The 21,514-nt window shown below is 52.0% G+C and carries 20 protein-coding genes and 1 other annotated feature; of the genes, 19 read left to right on the top strand and 1 reads right to left on the bottom strand.

Annotated elements, in window-relative coordinates:
- The first annotated feature begins 266 nt into the window (after positions 1-266).
- The 9 genes from DFP94_RS02140 to DFP94_RS02180 all read left to right on the top strand — a co-directional run bounded on the left by DFP94_RS02140 (position 267) and on the right by DFP94_RS02180 (position 8,503).
- Positions 267-602, top strand: coding sequence for a YlmC/YmxH family sporulation protein (locus DFP94_RS02140; RefSeq protein WP_245954418.1), 336 nt, complete (start codon positions 267-269; stop codon positions 600-602).
- A 104-nt stretch (positions 603-706) separates the two neighbouring features.
- Positions 707-1,558, top strand: a complete 852-nt coding sequence (pgeF, locus tag DFP94_RS02145) for a peptidoglycan editing factor PgeF (RefSeq protein WP_114494791.1) — start codon at positions 707-709, stop codon at positions 1,556-1,558.
- 7 nt (positions 1,559-1,565) lie between these two features.
- Positions 1,566-2,258 carry a YggS family pyridoxal phosphate-dependent enzyme gene (locus DFP94_RS02150; RefSeq protein ID WP_114494792.1) on the top strand — a complete coding sequence of 231 codons (693 nt, stop codon included), beginning with the start codon at positions 1,566-1,568 and terminating at the stop codon, positions 2,256-2,258.
- Positions 2,258-2,707, top strand: a complete 450-nt coding sequence (locus DFP94_RS02155) for a cell division protein SepF (protein ID WP_114494793.1) — start codon at positions 2,258-2,260, stop codon at positions 2,705-2,707. The genes DFP94_RS02150 and DFP94_RS02155 overlap by 1 nt, the downstream gene beginning before the upstream one ends.
- 7 nt (positions 2,708-2,714) lie before the next feature.
- Positions 2,715-2,987 carry a YggT family protein gene (locus DFP94_RS02160; RefSeq protein WP_114494794.1) on the top strand — a complete coding sequence of 91 codons (273 nt, stop codon included), beginning with the start codon at positions 2,715-2,717 and terminating at the stop codon, positions 2,985-2,987.
- 12 nt (positions 2,988-2,999) lie between these two features.
- Positions 3,000-3,782 carry a YlmH family RNA-binding protein gene (locus DFP94_RS02165; RefSeq protein WP_114494795.1) on the top strand — a complete coding sequence of 261 codons (783 nt, stop codon included), beginning with the start codon at positions 3,000-3,002 and terminating at the stop codon, positions 3,780-3,782.
- Between the two features lie 182 nt (positions 3,783-3,964).
- Entirely contained in the window at positions 3,965-4,477 is a 513-nt protein-coding gene (locus DFP94_RS02170; RefSeq protein ID WP_114494796.1) for a DivIVA domain-containing protein, read from the top strand.
- 81 nt (positions 4,478-4,558) lie between these two features.
- Positions 4,559-4,836 (top strand) — a binding site (T-box leader).
- A gap of 53 nt (positions 4,837-4,889) precedes the next feature.
- On the top strand, positions 4,890-7,985 hold the full coding sequence (gene ileS / locus DFP94_RS02175) for an isoleucine--tRNA ligase (protein WP_114494797.1): 3,096 nt from the start codon (positions 4,890-4,892) through the stop codon (positions 7,983-7,985).
- A 206-nt stretch (positions 7,986-8,191) separates the two neighbouring features.
- Positions 8,192-8,503 carry a DUF5665 domain-containing protein gene (locus DFP94_RS02180; RefSeq protein WP_114495740.1) on the top strand — a complete coding sequence of 104 codons (312 nt, stop codon included), beginning with the start codon at positions 8,192-8,194 and terminating at the stop codon, positions 8,501-8,503.
- Here the strand turns inward: DFP94_RS02180 and DFP94_RS02185 are convergent.
- A complete protein-coding gene (locus tag DFP94_RS02185; protein ID WP_114494798.1) occupies positions 8,490-9,227 on the bottom strand; it encodes a TraR/DksA C4-type zinc finger protein in 738 nt (245 codons plus the stop codon). The two genes, DFP94_RS02180 and DFP94_RS02185, sit on opposite strands and share 14 nt — an antisense overlap.
- A gap of 204 nt (positions 9,228-9,431) precedes the next feature.
- On the opposite strand from DFP94_RS02185, the gene lspA reads away from it, so the two are divergent.
- The 10 genes from lspA (at position 9,432) to pyrE (ending at position 21,453) form a co-directional block, all read left to right on the top strand.
- Entirely contained in the window at positions 9,432-9,926 is a 495-nt protein-coding gene (gene lspA, locus DFP94_RS02190; RefSeq protein ID WP_114494799.1) for a signal peptidase II, read from the top strand.
- Positions 9,923-10,870, top strand: a complete 948-nt coding sequence (locus DFP94_RS02195; RefSeq protein WP_114494800.1) for an RluA family pseudouridine synthase — start codon at positions 9,923-9,925, stop codon at positions 10,868-10,870. The genes lspA and DFP94_RS02195 overlap by 4 nt, the downstream gene beginning before the upstream one ends.
- A gap of 209 nt (positions 10,871-11,079) precedes the next feature.
- Positions 11,080-12,333 (top strand): LL-diaminopimelate aminotransferase, encoded by a 1,254-nt coding sequence (locus DFP94_RS02200; protein ID WP_114494801.1) that lies wholly within the window; start codon positions 11,080-11,082, stop codon positions 12,331-12,333.
- Between the two features lie 469 nt (positions 12,334-12,802).
- A complete protein-coding gene (pyrR, locus tag DFP94_RS02205) occupies positions 12,803-13,348 on the top strand; it encodes a bifunctional pyr operon transcriptional regulator/uracil phosphoribosyltransferase PyrR (RefSeq protein WP_114494802.1) in 546 nt (181 codons plus the stop codon).
- A 1-nt stretch (position 13,349) separates the two neighbouring features.
- Positions 13,350-14,261, top strand: a complete 912-nt coding sequence (locus DFP94_RS02210; RefSeq protein WP_114494803.1) for an aspartate carbamoyltransferase catalytic subunit — start codon at positions 13,350-13,352, stop codon at positions 14,259-14,261.
- A 59-nt stretch (positions 14,262-14,320) separates the two neighbouring features.
- Complete coding sequence (locus DFP94_RS02215) at positions 14,321-15,616, top strand: dihydroorotase (protein ID WP_114494804.1); 1,296 nt, start codon at positions 14,321-14,323, stop codon at positions 15,614-15,616.
- Positions 15,617-15,645: 29 nt separating this feature from the next.
- Entirely contained in the window at positions 15,646-16,782 is a 1,137-nt protein-coding gene (locus DFP94_RS02220) for a carbamoyl phosphate synthase small subunit (RefSeq protein ID WP_114494805.1), read from the top strand.
- A gap of 1 nt (position 16,783) precedes the next feature.
- Positions 16,784-19,996, top strand: a complete 3,213-nt coding sequence (gene carB / locus DFP94_RS02225; RefSeq protein WP_114494806.1) for a carbamoyl-phosphate synthase large subunit — start codon at positions 16,784-16,786, stop codon at positions 19,994-19,996.
- Between the two features lie 81 nt (positions 19,997-20,077).
- Positions 20,078-20,815, top strand: a complete 738-nt coding sequence (pyrF, locus tag DFP94_RS02230) for an orotidine-5'-phosphate decarboxylase (protein ID WP_114494807.1) — start codon at positions 20,078-20,080, stop codon at positions 20,813-20,815.
- The gene (gene pyrE / locus DFP94_RS02235) at positions 20,812-21,453 is read left to right on the top strand and encodes an orotate phosphoribosyltransferase (RefSeq protein ID WP_114494808.1); all 642 of its coding nucleotides are present in this window, start codon (positions 20,812-20,814) and stop codon (positions 21,451-21,453) included. Before pyrF ends, pyrE begins: the two co-directional genes overlap by 4 nt.
- The last annotated feature ends 61 nt before the right edge of the window (positions 21,454-21,514 follow it).

A 21,514-nucleotide genomic window follows, 5' to 3' on the forward strand; every position in this document is an offset into this window, starting at 1 on the left:
GAACAGCTGGGGCGTGCCATTTTGGCCCATTCTATCCACGCCACAGGATTTCATCCCATGAAGGTCGCGGATGTGCTGGACAGGCAGCGGCTGACTGCACTTTTCCAACATTTGCAATAATCGGTGATCTATAGTGGGGGAAGCATGTCATGGAAAAAATGAAATTAGAAAGGCGTGGTCGTTTTCTTAATGACTTCCTTTAATTTTTTGAAGGCGGCAATCATATAGTAAAGGGATGGCATTTGGCAGACGGGGAGCGATGGGATATGGATAACGCGGTGAGAGCGAGCATGAAAATCTCGGATTTTCAAACGAAAGACGTCATCAATGTCGTGGACGGCAAGCGGCTGGGGCAAATTAGCGATCTGGAGTTGGACCTGCGGCAGGGATTGATCGAGGCGATCGTAGTGCCTGCGAACACCAAATTTCTCGGACTTTTCGGCGGCGGTACCGATCTGATTATCCCTTGGAAAAATATCGTTAAAATCGGCTCGGATGTCGTACTTGTCAAGATGGAGGAATTACGGGAATCCCGAAATCAGCCGGCCTACGAGACCACCGTTTATATCGACCGGGACGGAAGAGCGGAACGCCGCGGGTAAACGCAGGAGTTGAGATATGATAAACTGAGTTAGAGGATTGCCTACTTTGGCAAGACGCTTTGGATTTGGGAATGATTTTACCGTGCATCAAGGGGAGATGGATGATGGAACCGTTTATTTGGAATCCTAAACAGGATATTCCTGAACAATATGAACTAAAAGCTTGGCAAACTTCTGTCCCGGGGTTAAGTGCGGGATTTTCGGGCCGTTCAGGAGGGACGGGAAAAGAGCCTTACGGCAGCCTGAACCTGGCGTTTCATGTCGGGGACGATCCGGTCGACGTGCTTGAAAACCGCCGCAGGCTGGCCAGGGCGCTTGGCTTTCCCCCGGAAACATGGACCTGCGGGGAGCAGGTTCACGGAGTCTCGGTCGCTGTCGTCGTGGAAAAGAACCGGGGTAAAGGGTTCCGCGACAGGGAAAGTGCCTTTCAAGCAACGGACGGACTGGTAACTAATGTGCCGGGCGTACTTCTGACTTCTTTCTATGCCGATTGCGTGCCGCTTTATTTTCTTGATCCGGCGAACCGGGTTGTAGGCCTTGCCCATGCGGGATGGAAAGGAACGGTCGGGTTAATCGCCGAAGCGGTTGTCGCTACGATGGAGCGCGAATACGGCAGCCTCAGAAGTCAGATCAGGACTGCTATCGGCCCGAGCATTGGCTCCTGCTGCTACGAAGTGGATGAGCATGTCATGGGGAAAGTACGTGATGCTTTCCAAGAGATGCCAGAGGCGGAGTGGGCTCCGAAAATTTATTCTCCTTCCCGTCGGGAAGGAAGAAGTATGCTGAACTTGAAAGAAATGAATCGAATTATTATGATAAAAGCAGGAATATTGCCGACTCATATCGAATGTACATCTTGGTGTACAAGCTGCCATAGCGACCGGTTCTTCTCTTACCGCAAGCACAACGGGGTGACCGGGCGGATGGCGAGCTGGGTTGGTTTGAAGGAGAGGTGATCCTTTCTTGTCACTTAAAGAACGGATACAGCATGTAGAAGAAATGATCATGGCGGCCTGTGACCGAAGCGGAAGAAATCGGGAAGATGTCACGGTGATCGCCGTGACCAAGTATGTCTCAGCAGAGATGACCTCCTCGGTTCTGAACAGCGGAATCATTCACCTGGGGGAGAATCGCCCGGGCGTAGCGGTGCCGAAGTGGGAGGCGCTTGGCGGGCAGGGGGTATGGCACTTTATCGGCCATCTCCAAAGCAGGAAGGTCAAGGATGTCGTCGGTAAATTTCAATATATTCATTCGCTGGACCGGTTTTCGCTGGCTCAAGAACTGGACAAGCGGGCCGCAACGGCCGATACTGTAGTGAACGCGTTTTTGCAGGTCAACATTTCCGGTGAGGCATCCAAACAAGGGGTTGCGCCGGAAGAAGCCGAAACTCTTCTTCGGGAAGTCGACCAGTTGGCCCATTTGAAGATCATCGGGCTGATGACAATGGCGCCGGAGGAAGAGGATCCTGAAGACACCAGACCTGTTTTTCGCGGGCTGCGGATGCTTCGGGACGAGTTAAATGCCAAGGGTGTGACGGCGGAGCCTCTCACGGAATTGTCCATGGGCATGTCGGGTGATTTTGAAGTGGCGATTGAAGAAGGGGCGACCTGGGTGCGCCTCGGGACTCTTTTAATAGGGAAAGGGGATGAGATGTAATGGGAGTAATGAACCGGTTCATGAACTTCTTGGGCTTGCAGGAAGAGGAAGAAATAGTGGAGCGCGAAACATTTCCGGGACAGGATGAGCCGGATTTTGAAACCCCGAGCTTTGAAACCCGTAAAAATCAAAGAGGAAGTAATGTGGTCAGCATTCATTCGCAAAAGAACGTCAAGGTGATTCTTTATGAACCGCGCTCTTATGACGAAGCCCAAGAGATCGCGGATCATTTGCGTTCCCACCGGAGCGTCGTAGTTAACCTGCAGCGGGTACGCAACGACCAGGCGATGCGGATTATCGACTTCCTGAGCGGTACGATCTATGCGCTCAGCGGCAGCATTTCCAAAATCGGCGGCAATATTTTTCTGTGCACGCCGGATACCGTGGAAATTCAGGGAGCGATTACGGAAATTCTGACCGAGGATTCCGAATATAACAGAATGAGGTGATGACAGCTTGGGAAATACAATCGGAGACATTGTTTGGCTGATCTATAATATTTATTTTTATATGATTTTTGTTTACATTCTGATGTCCTGGGTTCCAAACGTTCGTGAAAGTTTTATCGGCGAACTGCTCGGGAAGCTGGTCGAGCCGTTTTTGGCTCCGTTCCGGCGGTTTATTCCTCCGCTCATGGGAACAATCGACTTTTCCCCGATCGTGGCTTTGCTTGTTCTTCGTTTAGCCGCGGTGGGTCTCATCAGCGTGTTGAACTATATCTTCGTGTGATGGTTTGAGATCATGAAGAGCGATATTTATGATCATTTTAAGCCGGAAGAACGCCACTTTGCGGACCGGGCATGGGAGTGGGTCGTGGGCGCCGGGGATTATCACGAAGTGAAGCTGAGTGATTTTCTCGATCCGCGGCAATGTTTTATTCTGCAATCGCTGGCTAACCGTCATCCTGATACGGCCGTACGGCTGGACGGGGGTTATGAAGGCGCGGAGCGGCAGCGCGGTCTCATTGCGCCGGATTACCGCGACCTCGGCAGCGAACCGATGGGCATGAAAGTGCTTAGCATTACTTCGGATGACCAGAAACTGGCTGCTTTGCAGCATGGGGATTATCTGGGCGCGATTCTCGGCCTGGGACTGAAACGGGAGAAAATCGGCGACATCCATGTTCGGGAAGACGGCTGCCACGTTATTATCGCGGAAGAAATATCCCCTTTTCTCAGCATGAATCTGCAGCAGGTACACCGGGTCCAAGTCATGACTGAACTTGTGGATCTGGATTCACTGAGAACGACGGAAGCCGAACTCGAGCCGCTGGATTTAACGGTGGCTTCTTTACGTTTGGACGGGATTGCCGGCGATGTGTTCCGGCTTAGCCGGAGCAAGGTGCTTGTGCCGATCAAAGCGGGGCGCTGCCGGGTCAACTGGAAGACGGAGGAAAATCCGTCCAAACTGTTGAAAGAAGGCGATATCGTCGCTTTACAGGGGTTCGGCCGGTTTAAAGTGCTGGAATGCGACGGAGCGACAAAAAGAGGCAGGCTCCGAGTAAAAATCGGTAAATTTAGTTGAACTCGTTGCAGGAGATCTGCAATTCCTGTCGAAATTAACTACTTACGTATAAATTGAGAGTTCAAAAAGTGAGGTTTTCCGTATTTCCTGCAATAAGAAGACCGCTTTTTGAACAACCTCTAAGTAGGGAGTGAGACAAGCTTCCCGAAGGGAAGTTTTGAATATAATAGGAGGTGCGGATCATGCCATTAACACCGCTGGATATACATAACAAGGAGTTTTCGAGACGCATTCGCGGCTATGACGAAGACGAAGTAAACGAATTCCTCGACCAGGTCATCAAAGACTACGAAATCGTGATCCGGGAAAACAAGGAGCTGCATAATCAACTGTTTTCTTTGCAAGAGAAACTGGATCATTTTTCAAATATTGAAGAAACGTTAAGCAAGACGATCATCGTTGCGCAGGAAGCGGCCGACGAAGTTAAGAACAATGCGAAGAAAGAAGCCCAGTTGATCGTAAAGGAAGCAGAGAAGAACGCGGACCGGATCGTTAACGAATCCCTCTCCAAATCGCGCAAAATTGCGATGGAAGTTGAGGAGTTAAAGAAACAGGCTTCGATCTATCGCGCGCGTTTCCGCACGTTGGTGGAAGCTCAGTTGGATTTGTTGAGCCATGATGGATGGGATTCGCTTGAGAATCGTGAACGCTCCTCTGAACAGGACCGCGACCGCGAAGTGAAAGAAATTTACTAAGCCTCTCATCAGGTTGACATTTCCCGTGGAAATAAGTTATAAATAATAACATATTGTTTGTTGAATGTATGAATGATCTAAATCGATTTGATGATGGGAACCAGTACGCGGCGATGTTGTCCCCCAGAGAGTTGGCAATTGCTGAAAGCCAATGTTCAAGACGCTGACGGAAAATCCTCCCGGAGAAGCCTAGCTGAATTTCCGCTTGGAAAGCGTAAGCTATGCCGGCAGCCGGCCGTTATACCGGACCCATATGAAGCGTATGGGATCAAGGTGTCATGCTGCCTGCGATAACTTTTCGGTATCCGGTTTTGCATGAAACAAGGGTGGTAACGCGAGCACAAAGTCTCGTCCCTTTTGGGATGAGGCTTTTTTTGTTTTTATCGAAATTTTTTGAAGGGAAGAAACCAAAATGAAAAAAGTCGATGTCAAGGAACAGGCCCGTACACGCGACCTGCGCATTTTGAACAAATGGAACAGCGAGAATACGTTTAAGCGTAGCATTGAGAACCGGGAAGGCCGTCCGAACTATGTGTTTTATGAAGGCCCGCCGACCGCGAATGGGCTTCCGCATATCGGACATGTACTTGGACGGGTGATCAAGGACTTTATCGGCCGTTACCAGACCATGAAAGGATACCGTGTGGTTCGTAAAGCAGGCTGGGATACACACGGACTTCCGGTCGAACTTGGCGTTGAGAAACAACTGGGTATTTCCGGGAAACAGGAAATCGAAAAATACGGCATTGAAGAATTCGTCAAGAAATGCAAAGCCAGCGTGTTCGGCTACGAAAAACAATGGCGCGAATTTACAGAAGCGATTGCTTACTGGACCGATCTGGACAATCCGTATATTACGCTGGATAACAATTACATCGAGAGCGTGTGGAACATTCTGGCCACCGTACATGAACAAGGATTGCTCTACCGCGGCCATCGGGTAAGCCCTTACTGCCCATGCTGCCAAACCTCGCTCAGTTCGCATGAAGTGGCCCAGGGGTACGAAGATGTGAAGGATCTTAGCGCGACCGCTAAATTCAAGCTGGACAGCACCGGTGAGTATGTTCTTGCCTGGACGACCACTCCATGGACTTTGCCGGCTCACGTCGCTTTGGCGGTCAATCCCGCTATGGAATATGCAAAAGTGAAACAGGAAGACGGCATATACATCGTGGCCAAGAACCTGGTTGAAAAAGTAATGAAGGGCGATTACAACATTGAGTCGGTCATTAAGGGCGACGAGCTGGTAGGCCAAACGTATGCTTCGCCATTCAGCTATATTAAAGCGGATAAAGTGAACGTCATTGTAGGCGCTTCGTTCGTAACGGACGCCAGCGGTACCGGGATCGTGCATATGGCTCCGGCCCACGGGGAAGACGATTACCGGACCTGCCGCGAGAACGGCATCAGCTTCGTAAGCGTGGTCGACGGCCAAGGCCGCTACACCGAGTCGGTAAGCGATTTTGCCGGACGCTTCGTGAAGGATTGTGATCTCGACATCGTCAAAACGCTGTCCGAAAAAGGACTGCTCTACAGCAAAGAGAAATACGAGCACAGCTATCCGTTCTGCTGGCGTTGTAAATCCCCGTTGCTGTACTATGCGATGGATAGCTGGTTCATTGAAACCACTGCCGTCAAGGATCAACTCATTGCCAATAACAACTCCGTTAACTGGTTTCCCGGTCATGTCCGCGAAGGCCGCTTCGGCAAGTTCCTGGAGGAACTGGTGGATTGGAACATCAGCCGGAACCGCTATTGGGGTACCCCGCTCAATGTATGGGTATGCCGGGATTGCGGCGAGCAGTTCGCGCCGCATAGCCTGGCCGAGCTTCGCGCGCATGCGATCGGCGAGGTCAGCGAAGATCTGGAGCTTCATAAACCTTACGTGGATGAAGTCAAGGTTAATTGTCCGCATTGCGAAGGCGGCGTGATGGAACGGACGAGCGAAGTCATCGACGTCTGGTTCGACAGCGGTTCGATGCCGTTTGCTCAGCATCACTATCCGTTCGAAAACGAGAAGACGTTCGAAGAGCAGTTCCCGGCCGACATGATTTGCGAAGGGATCGACCAAACGCGCGGCTGGTTCTACAGTTTATTGGCCGTATCCACCTTGTTTACGGGCAAAGCGCCATACAAAGCGGTCATCGCTACCGGACACGTGCTTGATGAAAACGGACAGAAGATGTCCAAATCCAAAGGAAATGTCATCGATCCTTGGGATATCATCAATGAATTCGGCACCGACGCTTTCCGTTGGGCCCTGCTGTCCGACAGTGCGCCTTGGAACAGCAAGCGCTTCTCTAAAGGCATCGTGGCGGAAGCCAAATCCAAAGTGGTGGATACGCTCGTTAATACCCACGCCTTCCTTACGCTGTATGCCGGCATCGACGGCTATAAGCCGGAAGAGCACGAGTTCCGTCACTCCGATAACAAGCTGGACCGCTGGATCCTGTCCCGGTTGAACAGCCTGATTTTGCTGGTGGATAAAGGTCTGGCCGTGAATGATTTCGTGAACACGTCCAAAGCGATCGAGTCGTTTATCGACGAACTGAGCAACTGGTATATCCGCCGTTCGCGCGACCGTTTCTGGGGCAGCGGCCTTGGCGAGGACAAAGTGTCCGCCTATCAAAGTCTCGTTCATGTGCTGCTTACGCTGTCCAAGCTGATGGCTCCGTTCACGCCGATGCTGTCCGAGGAAATTTTCACCAATCTGGGCGGCGGAGAAAGCGTCCACTTGGCCGATTATCCGTCGGTAGATGAATCGCTGATCGATCTGGCTCTGGAAGCGGATATGGAAAGTGCCCGGCAAATCGTCGAACTGGCGCGCAACGTGCGCAACGAGACGGGGATCAAGACCCGCCAACCGCTGTCGAGTCTGATCGTATCCATGGACCGTGACTTTGCGCTGGCACAATATGAGGAAATCATTAAAGAAGAAATCAATATTAAGACAATCGAACTCGAAACGAGCGATAGCGGGTTCGTTGATTTGACATTGAAGCTGAACCTGAAAGTAGCCGGAAAGAAATACGGTAAGAACGTAGGCTTCCTGCAAGGCTTCCTCAAGGGGCTGAGCCCCGAGGAAACGCGCAAAATCGCGGACAACGGCCAGGTGAGCGTTACTTCCCCTGAAGGTGAGGAACTGAACGTTACCGCCGAGGAACTTCTGATTGAGAAACAGGCGAAATCAGGATTTGCCTCCGCTTCGGGTTACGGGATCACCGTTGCGCTGAATACCGACATCACTCCGGAACTGGAGCAGGAAGGTTGGGTCCGCGAAGTGGTTCGCGCCGTCCAGGATACGCGCAAAAAACTTGACCTTCCGATCGAAAAAAGAGTGCACCTGACACTGGAAGTGGACGATGAGCTTAAGACCGCGATTACGGCATTTGAGAATGTGCTGAGAGATAATGTACTCATTACGGATGTGTCCTTCGGAACGGCCGAGGGCCAAGGCGAGACGGTAGATTTAGGCGGCAAAAAAATCGGCGTCTATATCCGGGGATAAGCTAAGGTGTGACGATTACTTTGTATGACACGCCGATCCGGCGGTCATACTAGAATTAACCAAGAAAAAACGAGCTTGGGCGAGGCAATCTTCCTAATGGAAGAAGCCGACCCGGCTCGTTTCATTTTTGCCGGAGGATACCGATGAAGCGTCGAATATGGAGAGGAAAACCTAAAGCCAAAACACCGGAAGAGCCCGAGCTGCACATGCCTTCCGGGACGCCGGAGGAACAGATGGGAGCCATGTACCGGCTGACCTTAAACTGGAGCCGGCAACTGGAGAAATCCAGAATTGCCGATTACACACTGCTGCTCAACTCGCCGTGGCGTCTGATCTGGCTAAATTTATTATCCGGTACCGCGCGAGGCGTAGGGATTGCGATCGGGTTTACCTTTTTCGCTGCCACCATCATTTATGTGCTTCAGGTACTTGGAGCCCTCAACCTGCCGATTATCGGGGATTATATCGCCGATATCGTTAGAATCGTGCAAAGGCAACTTGAGCTTAATACTTATTAGAACCGGTACCGAGGGAATCCTCGCTGTCCAAATGCTCGGTGGACTCCATGTATTTGCGGTACACGCCGTTGCGGTAGAAAACGACGTTCTCTCCGTAAATGTCCGTAGCGAGAAACGTTTCATACGGCTCGACAAACCCGTCCAGTTCTTCGGACGCTTCAATCTCCATATCGTTGTAATCATCGATCTCATTATCCTCGGCGAGCGCCGGAGAGTCGGAGGTGCCATAGCTTTCAACGATCTGCCAGGCATCTTCGCCGTCAAAGCCGTTTTGGTCCTCATGCTCGTCAAGGCTCGTTCGCCCGAACGGAGGGGCGAGGAACAGTTCTTCAATCGGCCGTCCCGCCGAAACAAAGGATTGGGGACTGTGCTCGATGCAGAACGCCGTTTCCGGCACAGCCTTCAGCCGTTCTAAACTAATCGGCTGGCCGCAGGTTTGACAGTACCCGTAAGTACCTTCGGCCATGCGGTCCAAGGCGCCGTTAATCCGGGTCAGCTTCAGTTCGTCATGCTCGTTCAGCGCAAAATCCTTGCCGCGTTCAAACATTTCGCTGCCGATATCGGCAGGATGATTATCAATGGTCGAGAGCTCGCTGGTATTGTCCCGCACGGAACCGCGAAGCCCGTAGTGCTCTTTCTCCTCCAATCTGCGGCAGGTTGCTTTAATCTCGTTTTCAAGATCCAACTTCAGCTCCGCCAGTTGCTGTTTCGTCAAATGAGACATGGATGTAACTCCTTTCCGTGAAAGCTTGCTTGAGTATTTCGCAGTAAAGCTATTTTGTGCAAAACCATGACGTTTTACCTAAGGAAAATCCTATCGCGCATGGACGGGTGAATTGCTGCTGTGCTACAATATACAGGTCTTCAAGTGGAACATTCTGTCGTAACCTATTCGGCAGCCTAACGAAAAAACGAGGTGAATTCCCGAGTGATTTATTTTGTGATTGCATTAATTATGTTTCTAATTGACCAAGGAACGAAGTATCTGATTGCGAACAGCTTAACCATCGGGGAACAAATTCCGGTGATCGGCAACTTCTTCCTGATTACATCTCACCGGAATACAGGTGCAGCGTTTGGCATATTGGAAGGAAAACGCTGGTTTTTTGTCGCGATTACAACGGTTGTTTTGGTGGGGATCATTTGGTATCTTCAAAAAGTGAAGAATTCCGGCAACAAGCTTCTGCCCACCGCGTTATCGCTCGTGTTAGGCGGGGCTGTGGGCAATTTCCTCGACCGTGCCGTTAGCGGTGAAGTCGTCGATTTTTTGCAGTTTAATTTCGGAACTTATACCTTCCCCATCTTTAATGTTGCGGACTCCTGCATCGTCATCGGGGTTGCCTTGATCGTTCTGGATTCGCTGCTTGAAATTCGGAGAGAAAAGAAACATCAATCGGGACGCGAGCATGAGGAGCAAGTATGATACCAGACAAGCTTTATTTTGATCCTGAAGACGGAAATGCGGAGTGGACGGCGGATGCCGGGGCAGCAAAGGATCGGATTGACAAATATATTAAAGCTCAGGTGGGCGAAGAATTCTCTCGCAGCCAGATCCAGCTTTGGATTGAAAACGGAGACATTCTGGTCAACGGGGCGCGGATCAAAGCCAACTATAAAATTTCCGAGGGCGACGTCGTCTCGTTGACTGTCCCGGATGCAGAACCGGTTGCCATTGTCCCGGAGGATATTTCTCTTGACGTTTATTATGAAGACGGTGATGTCATTGTGGTAAACAAACCTCGAGGAATGGTCGTGCATCCGGCTCCGGGACATTCTACGGGCACATTGGTGAATGCGCTGATGTTTCATTGTAAGGATCTATCGGGCATCAACGGCGAACTTCGGCCCGGAATCGTTCATCGGATCGACAAGGATACTTCCGGATTGCTGATGGCCGCCAAGAACGATAAAGCCCATACTTCATTGGCCGCGCAGCTTAAGGAACATTCCGTGAACCGCAAATATTTCGCCCTTGTTCACGGGAATGTCAGCCATGATCAAGGGACGGTCGATGCGCCGATCGGCAGGGACCCGGCAGACCGGAAAATGTATACGGTCATCGAGCGGAACAGCAAAGAAGCGGTGACTCATTTTCAGGTGGCTGAACGCTTCGGCGATTATACGTTGCTGGAGCTTAAGCTGGAAACCGGACGGACGCATCAAATCCGCGTGCATATGAAATTTATCGGACATCCGCTTGTCGGGGATCCGCTTTACGGGCGAAGCAAAGGCGTCAAGATGTCAGGGCAGGCGCTGCATGCAGCCGTTTTGGGATTTGCCCATCCTTCGTCCGGCGAATACCTGGAATTCAGTGCTCCGATTCCTGGAGACATAGAAGACATATTGCATTCGCTGCGCAACCGTTAGGGAAAATAATTTAAACTTATTGAGCATCTCGCACCAGCCATGGAGGTCAAAAGGCTGGATGGGAGATGCTTTTTTTGATTCATGGATACATAATTCATTCTTGGTACATAGTCGAAAAGTACAAACGATCTGGTGATTAATCCATTCTCTAAAAACCCGGATTCCAGCATATTTAAAAGGGAGATTTTAAGAAGGAGATGGACTTTTTTATGAGCGTAGAACTCTATCAGGACACATACATTCAACTCCAGTTTGCGGATCGCATCGGAGGCGCGAATTACGGAAAAGATACGGCAATTTATAAGTTCGAAAAAATAAAGCGTGCTAAAGCCGCAGCTAAAAAGGATTTCCCAGGCGTGGAATTGATCGATATGGGCGTGGGCGAACCCGATGAAATGGCGGACGCCGGTATTGTGGCAAAGCTGGGGGAGGAAGCGTCCAAACCGGAAAATCGGGGCTATTCGGATAACGGAATTCCCGAGTTCAAGGTAGCGGCTGCAAGCTATTTGCAAGAGGTGTTCGGCGTGCATGGAATCGATCCCGATACGGAAATCGTGCATTCCATCGGCTCCAAGCCGGCGCTTGCCATGTTGCCTTCCTGCTTCATTAACCCGGGAGATGTTACGATTATGACGGTTCCGGGCTATCCGATTCTGGGGACGCATACGAAATATTTGGGCGGAGAGGTTTACACGGTACCTTTGACGGAAGAAAATAATTTTCTGCCGGATCTTGCTTCGATCCCTGAAGAGATCGCCCGCAAGGCAAAATTGATTTACCTGAATTACCCCAATAATCCGACAGGCGCCAGCGCTACCGCAAAATTCTTTACGGAAGTCGTGGAATTTGCGCGCAAATATAATATTGTTGTCGTTCACGATGCGCCGTATGCAGCCCTGACCTATGACGGATTGAAGCCGCTCAGCTTCCTTTCCGTTCCCGGAGCGAAGGACGTTGGCGTGGAGTTGCACTCCCTTTCGAAATCGTACAACATGACCGGATGGAGAATCGGTTTTGTTGCCGGGAACCCGCTTATTGTTAAAGCGTTCAGCGACGTAAAAGATAATAACGATTCCGGTCAGTTTATCGCGATCCAAAAAGCTGCGGCCTACGGTTTGGCCCACCCGGAAATTACCGAGAAGATTGCCGAGAAGTATTCGCGCAGACACAACCTGCTGGTTGGCGCACTGAATGAGCTCGGTTTCAAGGCGAAAAAACCGCAAGGCTCGTTTTTTCTGTACGTGGCAGCGCCGAAGGGAGTCGAGGGCGGACCGACGTTTGCGACGGCCGAGGATTTTGCCCAATACCTGATCCGGGAAAAGCTGATTTCGACAGTACCTTGGGATGATGCGGGCCATTATGTACGGTTTTCGGTTACCTTTGCCGCTGCAGGACTTGAAGAGGAAGAAAGGGTTATTGCGGAAATTAAACGCCGTCTTGGCGAAGTGAAGTTTATATTTTAGAATGATTTATACTTATGACCGTCCGGCTGTTGAGCCGGGCGGTTTTTTGTATGGACTCAAGTTTAATCCACGTCCGATGAGAAATGATTTAAAAAGGATTTGAATAATTATGAATAATAGTGTATATTTATAAGAAAATAACGCTTTCGTTGACTCATTGGAAATTATGCCGTTCATTATATACAGGTATATTTATCCAGGCTGGTTGCCTTGACAGGTAGGCCGCATTCTGTCATAATTCATGTAAATCAATAAGAACCTTTAATTCAGTCCCGTGAGGCTGGCAAGGTAACGTGAATGAGGATTTTGGGAAACCTATGACTATTGCTGCGGCAATGCATACCCTGGATCCGCATGACAGTCATGGCTTAACTATGACTAGAGACTCCTTGCCTCGATCAGGCAAGGAGTTTTTTTGTGGCCAATCACGGAATCTGGATGAAATTTATCCTGAGGAGGAGAGAATCCAATGAGCACTGAAAGTCATATTATTATGGATGAGATGGCCATTCGCCGTGCCTTAACCAGAATTGCCCATGAAATTCTTGAACACAACAACGGTATTGAAGGCTGCGTTTTGGCCGGGATTAAGACACGGGGTGTGTTTCTGGCCAAACGGCTCTCCGAACGATTGGAAAGCATCGAAGGAAATCCGATCCCTTGGATCGAATTGGACGTTACATCTTACCGCGATGACCTTAGCGTCCAAGAACGAGGGACAGAGCGGGCCGAATACGCCGTACCGGTGCAAAACAAAAAAGTGATCCTCTTCGATGATGTATTATATACGGGCCGGACGATACGCGCCGCGATGGACGCCATCATGGATGCCGGACGGCCGGAATCCATCCAGCTTGCCGTTCTTGTGGATCGTGGACATCGGGAACTGCCGATCCGTCCGGACTATATCGGAAAGAATGTGCCGACTTCCAAGGCGGAAGAAATCGAAGTGCTTCTTGAGGAAAAGGATGGCAGCGATCAGGTCCGCATTTTGCAGCAACGGGGGGAACAGTGAGATGACGATGACAGCATCTGCTCTAAAGGAACGCAGTTTGCTTGGGCTTAAAGAGCTCAGCTCCTCCGAGATCGGTTCGATTCTGGACCGGGCTGCCTATTGGGAAAGCCGGACAGAAAAAGTGGTTCCTGTTCTGAAAGACCGATTTGTTGCCAACATGTTTTTTGAAAATAGCACGCGCACCCGCTTTTCCTTCGAGATGGCGGAGAAGAGATTGGGAGCGGAAGTCCTGAACTTTTCAGCCGCCGTATCGAGCGTGGAAAAAGGCGAATCGATCCACGATACGGTGCGTACGCTCGAATCCATGGGAATCGATGCCGGCGTTATCCGGCTGAAACCGGTAGGGCTGCTAGCGGATCTGGCCACAAAAGTGTCGATGCCTCTCATCAACGCCGGCGACGGCAACAACGAGCATCCTACCCAAGCCTTACTCGATTTGTACACGATGAAGAAACACTTCGGGGAATTGAAAGGGTTGAAGGTATCGATTATCGGAGACATTAAGCACAGCCGGGTAGCACGGTCCAACCTTTGGGCGCTGCAAAAATTCGGAGCGGAAGTCAAACTGTGCGCCCCCGAAATCATGCAGGCCCCGGAACTTGGAAGTTATGCGCCTTATGTATCGATGGATGAGGCGCTCTGCGCCGACGTAGTCATGATGCTGCGCGTACAGCTGGAACGTCATGCCGAAGGATTGCTGAGATCGGCGGAGCAGTATCGTCTGGAGTACGGTCTTACAGAGGAGCGGGCTGCATTGCTTGCCCCGCACGTCATTATCATGCACCCTGCCCCGATCAACCGCAATGTAGAGATCGACGATGCAGTGGTCGAACACCCGCAATCGCGAATTTTCAAGCAGATGTCGAATGGGGTACCCATCCGGATGGCGGTTGTGGAAAGAGCCATGAAATAGAAAACAACGAACTCGGAACTTTTTAATAGATTGTAAAAGATAAAGCGGAGGTTTCATCCATGCAGCTTATTATTCGAAACGCAAGTGTTCTGAACGGAAACGGCGAACTTGAAAGAAAGCACATCACGGTTGTGGGCGGGGTAATCGAACGGATCACGGCTGCCGATCAGGAGCCGGTGACGGTTCCCGGAGAAGGAACCCGTGAGATCGATGCGGCAGGCAAGCTGGTGACGCCGGGATTTATCGACATGCACGTCCACCTGAGAGAACCGGGATTCGAACATAAAGAAACGATTGAGTCAGGCGCTCGTTCGGCGGCCAAAGGCGGGTTCACGACGATCGCCTGCATGCCGAACACAAGGCCGGTGACGGATAGTCCCGAAGTAGTATCCCTTGTACTGGAAAAAGCGAAAGAAGCCGGGCTGGTTCATGTGTTGCCCTACGCAGCGATTACGAAAAACGAGCTGGGGCGCGAATTGACTGATTTCTCCGCGCTGAAAGCTGCTGGAGCAATCGGATTCACCGACGACGGCGTCGGCGTCCAAAACGCGCAGATGATGAAAGACGCGATGAACCGGGCCGCCTCGATGGGCATGCCGGTCATCGCCCACTGCGAGGACAATTCCTTGGTTGAAGGGGCGCCGGTAGCGGAAGGAGAATTCGCCAAGCGCCACGGGTTGAAAGGGATCCCGAACGAGTCGGAAGCGATTCACGTCGGCCGGGATATTTTGCTGGCGGAAGCGACGGGAGTTCACTATCATGTATGCCATGTCAGCACGGAACAATCGATCCGTCTGATCCGTCAGGCCAAGGAGATCGGCATCAATGTGACCGCCGAGATTTGCCCGCATCACCTGATCTTGTCCGAGGAAGACATTCCGAGGCTGGATGCGAACTGGAAAATGAATCCCCCGCTACGCTCCAAACGGGATGTGGAGGCCTGCATCAAGGCACTGGAGGATGGGACGATCGATATCGTCGTTACCGATCATGCTCCGCACAGCGCGGAGGAAAAAGCCAAGGGGATGCAGCTTGCTCCGTTCGGCATCGTCGGATTTGAAACGGCGTTCCCGCTGCTGTATACGAAGTTTGTCGCGGAGGGCCACTGGACTTTGGAAATGCTGGTACAGCGGATGACGGCTGATCCGGCCCGTGTATTCGGCCTGGAAGCCGGGCGGCTTGAGCCGGGAGCTCCAGCCGATCTGACGATCGTGGATCTGGATCTGGAGAAGGAAGTCAATCCGGAGGAGTTTGCCTCCAAAGGACGCAATACGCCATTTACCGGTTGGAAGCTTAAAGGCTGGCCGGTGGCGACGATCGTTGACGGAAAGCTGATCTGGAAAGAGCAATTATAAAATAGATTAACGCAAAGGGGTGCTGCAGGATGCAGGCAAGATTATTGTTGGAAGACGGCACGCTATTTACCGGGAAATCATTCGGCGCGGAAGTCGATAAAACCGGCGAGGTCGTTTTTAATACAGGAATTACAGGGTACCAGGAAGTATTGTCTGATCCTTCTTACTGCGGACAAATTGTGACGATGACGTATCCGCTAATCGGAAACTATGGGATTTCGAGAGACGATTTCGAATCGATCGCCCCTTCGATCCATGGGTTCGTCGTCCGCCGTTATGAGCCGACGCCAAGCAACTGGCGGGCGCAGTACAATCTGGGTGATCTGCTGAAGGAATACGGTATTCCCGGCATTACCGATATCGACACGCGTATGCTGACCCGGATTATCCGCCAGCACGGGACGATGAAGGGAATCTTGACGACTTCCTCCAAGTCGGTAGCGGAATTGCAGGATATGATGGCAACGACGAGCATCGATGAGCTGCGTAACCAGGTTGCCCGGACATCGACGCCGAATGTATACAGCAGCCCGGGATCGAAAGAACGGATTGTTCTCGTCGACTTCGGAGCGAAAAGCGGGATTCTCCGCGAACTGAACAAGCGCGATTGCGACGTCGTTATCGTGCCGCATGACACGACCGCCGAAGAAATCCGCCGCCTGCATCCGGATGGCATCCAACTCTCCAACGGACCTGGCGACCCTAAGGATGTGCCTTATGCAGTGAACACGATCGCCGAGTTACTCGGTGAATATCCAATCTTCGGCATTTGCCTCGGTCACCAGCTGTTGTCCCTGGCCTGCGGCGCCGATACGGAAAAGCTGAAATTCGGCCACCGGGGCGGCAACCATCCGGTCAAGGACCTCGAAACCGGCCGCTGTTACATCACGTCCCAAAACCATGGGTATACCGTAAATGAAGCATCGCTTGCGGGTACGGACCTGGTAGTGACGCATATCAACAATAACGACAAAACGGTCGAAGGCGTCAAGCATCTCAAACATCCCGCTTTCTCGGTGCAATATCATCCGGAAGCGGCGCCTGGACCTTATGATAATGGCTATCTCTTCGACCACTTTATTGAAATGATCCGCGAGCACAAGCGGCTTCATCCGCAAAAACCGCGTCAAGCCGAACTCATGGCAGCAGCGAAAGGAGCACAGTAATATGCCGATCAACAAAGAACTCAAGAAAATTCTAGTCATTGGTTCCGGCCCGATCGTCATCGGCCAAGCGGCGGAGTTCGACTACGCCGGTACCCAGGCCTGCCAGGCTCTGAAAGAAGAAGGCGTAGAAGTGGTGCTGATTAACAGTAACCCGGCTACGATCATGACCGACACCAATATGGCGGATAAAGTATATATCGAACCGATTACGCTGGAGTTTGTCACGCAAATTATTCGCCAGGAGCGCCCGGACGGGCTCCTGCCGACCCTCGGCGGTCAAACCGGGCTTAATATGGCCGTTGAGCTGGCTCGCGCAGGGGTTCTGGAGCGCGAGAATGTGAAGCTGCTCGGAACGCAGCTTACCTCGATTGAAAAAGCGGAGGACCGTGATCTATTCCGGGAACTGATGAAGGAACTGGAGCAGCCGGTGCCGGAGAGCACGGTCATTACGACGGTGGATGAAGCGCTGAGTTTCGCCGAAGAGATCGGTTACCCTGTTATCGTCCGTCCGGCTTATACGCTCGGCGGAACCGGCGGCGGCATTTGCGCCACGGTGGAGGAATTGAAAGAAACCGTCGCTTCGGGAATTCGTTACAGCCCGATCGGCCAGTGCCTGATCGAGAAGTCGATCGCCGGTATGAAGGAAGTCGAATATGAAGTTATGCGCGATGCGAACGACAACTGCATCGTCGTCTGCAATATGGAGAATTTTGATCCGGTCGGCGTACATACCGGAGACAGTATCGTAGTGGCACCAAGTCAAACGCTGTCCGACCGCGAATATCAAATGCTGCGCTCGGCATCGCTCAAAATCATCCGCGCTTTGAACATCGAAGGCGGCTGCAACGTGCAGTTCGCGCTGGATCCGCAAAGCTTCCAGTACTATGTCATCGAGGTGAACCCGCGGGTCAGCCGCTCATCGGCATTGGCCTCCAAAGCGACCGGCTACCCGATCGCGAAGATGGCAGCCAAGATCGCAATGGGCTACACGCTGGACGAAATCGTAAATCCGGTAACTGGTCAGACCTACGCCTGCTTTGAGCCGACACTGGACTATATCGTCAGCAAAATCCCGCGCTGGCCGTTCGATAAATTCGTTAACGCTAACCGCAAGCTGGGAACGCAAATGAAAGCTACCGGCGAGGTGATGGCTATCGGCCGGACATTTGAAGAATCGATCCACAAAGCGGTTCGTTCGCTGGAGATCGGCACGCACCGTCTTTACCTGAAAGGTGCGGATCAACTCGACAAGGAAGCGTTGGATCAGCGTTTGATCAAGGCGGACGACGAGCGGCTGTTCCTGGTGGCCGAAGCTTTCCGCCGCGGCTACAGCCTGCAGCAAATCCAGGACCTGACGCAGATCGACTGGTGGTTCCTGGACAAAATCGAAGGTTTGGTCCAATTCGAGACCAAAATCGCGGCCGAAGCGGAACTGACTTACGAAACGCTGTATGAAGCAAAACGCCTCGGTTTTACGGATCGGGCGATTGCTGAGCTACGGAGCGTAGGTAAAAAGGGAAGCACGCACCTGACCGAGCAAAGCGTCACGCTGTTCCGCAAGGAGAGAGACCTACGTCCGGTTTACAAAATGGTAGACACGTGCGCGGCGGAGTTTGAAGCTTCAACGCCTTACTACTACTCCACGTATGAGACGGAAAATGAAGTCATCCAAACGGAAAAGGAAAAGATCGTCGTGCTGGGCTCCGGTCCGATCCGGATCGGCCAGGGGATCGAATTCGATTATTCCACCGTACATGCGGTATGGGCGATCCAGAAGGCCGGCTACGAGGCCGTTATCATCAACAATAATCCGGAGACGGTGTCGACGGACTTTAATACATCAGACCGCTTGTATTTTGAACCGCTTTTCTTCGAAGACGTCATGAACGTCATCGAGCAAGAGAATCCGGTCGGCGTCATCGTCCAGTTCGGCGGCCAGACGGCCATCAACCTGGCGGCGCCATTGCAAGCTGCCGGAGTACGTATCCTCGGCACCTCGCTGGAAAGCATCGACGAGGCGGAGGATCGCAAGAAGTTCGAGGCGCTTCTTTCCAGACTGAATATCGCCCAGCCGAAGGGCAGCACGGTGACTACGGTGGACGAAGCGGTAGGTACGGCGCAGTCGCTCGGCTACCCGGTACTGGTACGGCCATCCTATGTCCTTGGCGGACGGGCGATGGAAATCGTCTACTCCGATAATGAACTCCTGAAATATATGAAGGAGGCCGTCAACATCAATCCGGAGCATCCGGTCCTCATCGACCGCTACATGCTCGGTAAAGAGGTTGAAGTCGATGCGATTTGCGACGGTGAAACAGTGCTCATCCCGGGCATCATGGAACATGTCGAACGGGCCGGGGTTCACTCGGGAGATTCGATTGCCGTGTATCCGCCTCAGTACCTTTCTGCTGATCTGAAGGAGAAAATCGTAGATATCACCATAAAAATCGCCAAAGAACTTAAAACGGTCGGCCTGGTTAACATCCAGTTCGTCATTTACAAAAACGAAGTGTATGTGATCGAGGTAAATCCGCGTTCCTCACGGACGGTTCCTTTCTTAAGCAAAGTAACGAACATTCCGATGGCCAATGTGGCCACGAAAGCTATCCTCGGCACGAAGCTGAAAGAGCTGGGTTACGAAGATGGATTGTGGCCGGAAAGTCAACAGGTATCGGTGAAAGTGCCGGTATTCTCCTTCGCCAAGCTCCGCCGCGTCGAGCCTACGCTCGGACCGGAAATGAAATCTACCGGCGAAGTGATGGGCCGGGATCCACAGTATGCCAAAGCGTTGTATAAAGGCTTGATCGGAGCAGGCATGAAAATCCCGTCCACGGGCGCTATCATCGCTACGGTTGCGGATAAAGATAAGCAGGAAGCCGTAGAACTGCTGCGTGGTTTCTACAACCTGGGCTACAAGATCATTGCTACCGAAGGAACGGCTGCTGCTTTGATTGAAGCGGGTATCCATGTCACCACCGTACACAAGCTGACCGAGGGCGTACCGAATATTCTGGATCTGATCCGCAATGGGGAGGCGCACTTCGTGATCAACACGCTGACCAAAGGCAAGGAGCCGGAGCGCGATGGCTTCCGGATCCGCAGGGAAGCGGTAGAGAACGGGATTGTGTGCATGACCTCGCTGGATACGGTGCGCGCCTTGCTGAACATGCTGGAGACGATCAACTTCTCCTCCCAGGCAATGCCTTCGCTGTAATAGAGTAATCATTAAAGTTAATAAGCGGCTCCGGATGCTCTTACGGCTTCGGAGCCGCAAGTATGAACAGGAGGAGAGGTAATGGCGTTTTTGTATGAACAGGCCGCAGGCCGGCTGATGGTTGCGTTGGATTATCCATCGGCGGAACAAGCCCGGAATCTGATTCAAGACCTGGAGGGAATCCCATGCTATATGAAGGTGGGAATGCAGCTTTACTATACCGCGGGGCCCGATTTTGTGAAGGAGTTGAAAGCCAAGGGATACTCGGTTTTTCTGGATCTGAAACTGCACGACATCCCCAATACGGTAAAAGGCGGGGCGGACAGCCTGACCCGGCTTGGCGTCGATATGTTTAATGTGCATGCATCAGGCGGACTGAAGATGATGGCCGCGGCCAAAGAAGGCGTACTGTCGGCTCTGGACAGCGAATCTTCGCTGAGAAAGCCGATCCTGATCGGAGTCACTCAGTTGACCAGTACGAATCAGGAGATGTTGAACCGGGAAATTGGAATTCCGGGCAATGTTGAGCAGTCCGTTCTGTCCTATGCGGCCTTGACCCAGGAAGCGGGTCTTGACGGCGTCGTTGCTTCTCCGTTGGAAGTACAGGCGATCAAGGGCCGATGCGGGACGTCATTCATCACGGTCACGCCGGGAATCCGCCCGGAGGGGAGCAGCGCGGGCGACCAATCCCGTACATTAACTCCGGAGGAAGCGATGCGGCAGGGAACGGACTATATCGTTGTCGGCCGCCCGATTACTACCTCACCCCAGCCGCGCAAGGCTGCTGAATTAATCATTGAGGAGATGATGAAGGCATGATCAACACAGACAAGATCGCTAATGAAGTAGCAGGGCGCTTATTGGATATCGGTGCGGTGGCGCTTCGCCCGCATCAGCCGTTTACATGGACCTCCGGCATCAAATCGCCGATTTATTGCGATAACCGGTTGACGATGTCCTATCCGGATATTCGGGATTTGATTGCCGATTCTTTTGCGGAGGTTATCCGTGGAGCCTACCCGGACACCGAGGTGATCGCCGGCACGGCTACAGCGGGCATTCCTCATGCTGCGTTTGTCTCACAGAAGCTGGGACTACCGATGGCTTATATCCGCGATAAGGCTAAAGGCCATGGCAAAGAAAATCAAATCGAAGGGCTGATCAAGCCGGGGCAAAAGGTGATCGTCATCGAGGATTTGATCTCGACGGGCGGCAGCTCAATCAAGGCGGCCCAGGCCGTCCGCGAGGCGGGCGGCGAGCCTTTGGCCGTGCTGGCGATTTTCAGCTACCAGTTGGACAAAGCGGTTCAAGGATTTGAAGAAGCTGGGATCCCGCTGCAATCGTTGTCCAACTACACCGCTTTGATCGACGTTGCCATCGAGCGCGGTGAGATCAAACCGGATGATTTGGCTTTATTGAAGTCATGGAGAGAGGACCCAGGTTCGTTTGGGAAGTGATCCGACTCCGTTGATAAATGACAAGCCCGCAGGAGTAACGCTCTGCGGGCTTGTTCCATTA

This window comes from Fontibacillus phaseoli, from assembly GCF_003337355.1.
GTDB classification, from domain to species: domain Bacteria; phylum Bacillota; class Bacilli; order Paenibacillales; family Paenibacillaceae; genus Fontibacillus; species Fontibacillus phaseoli.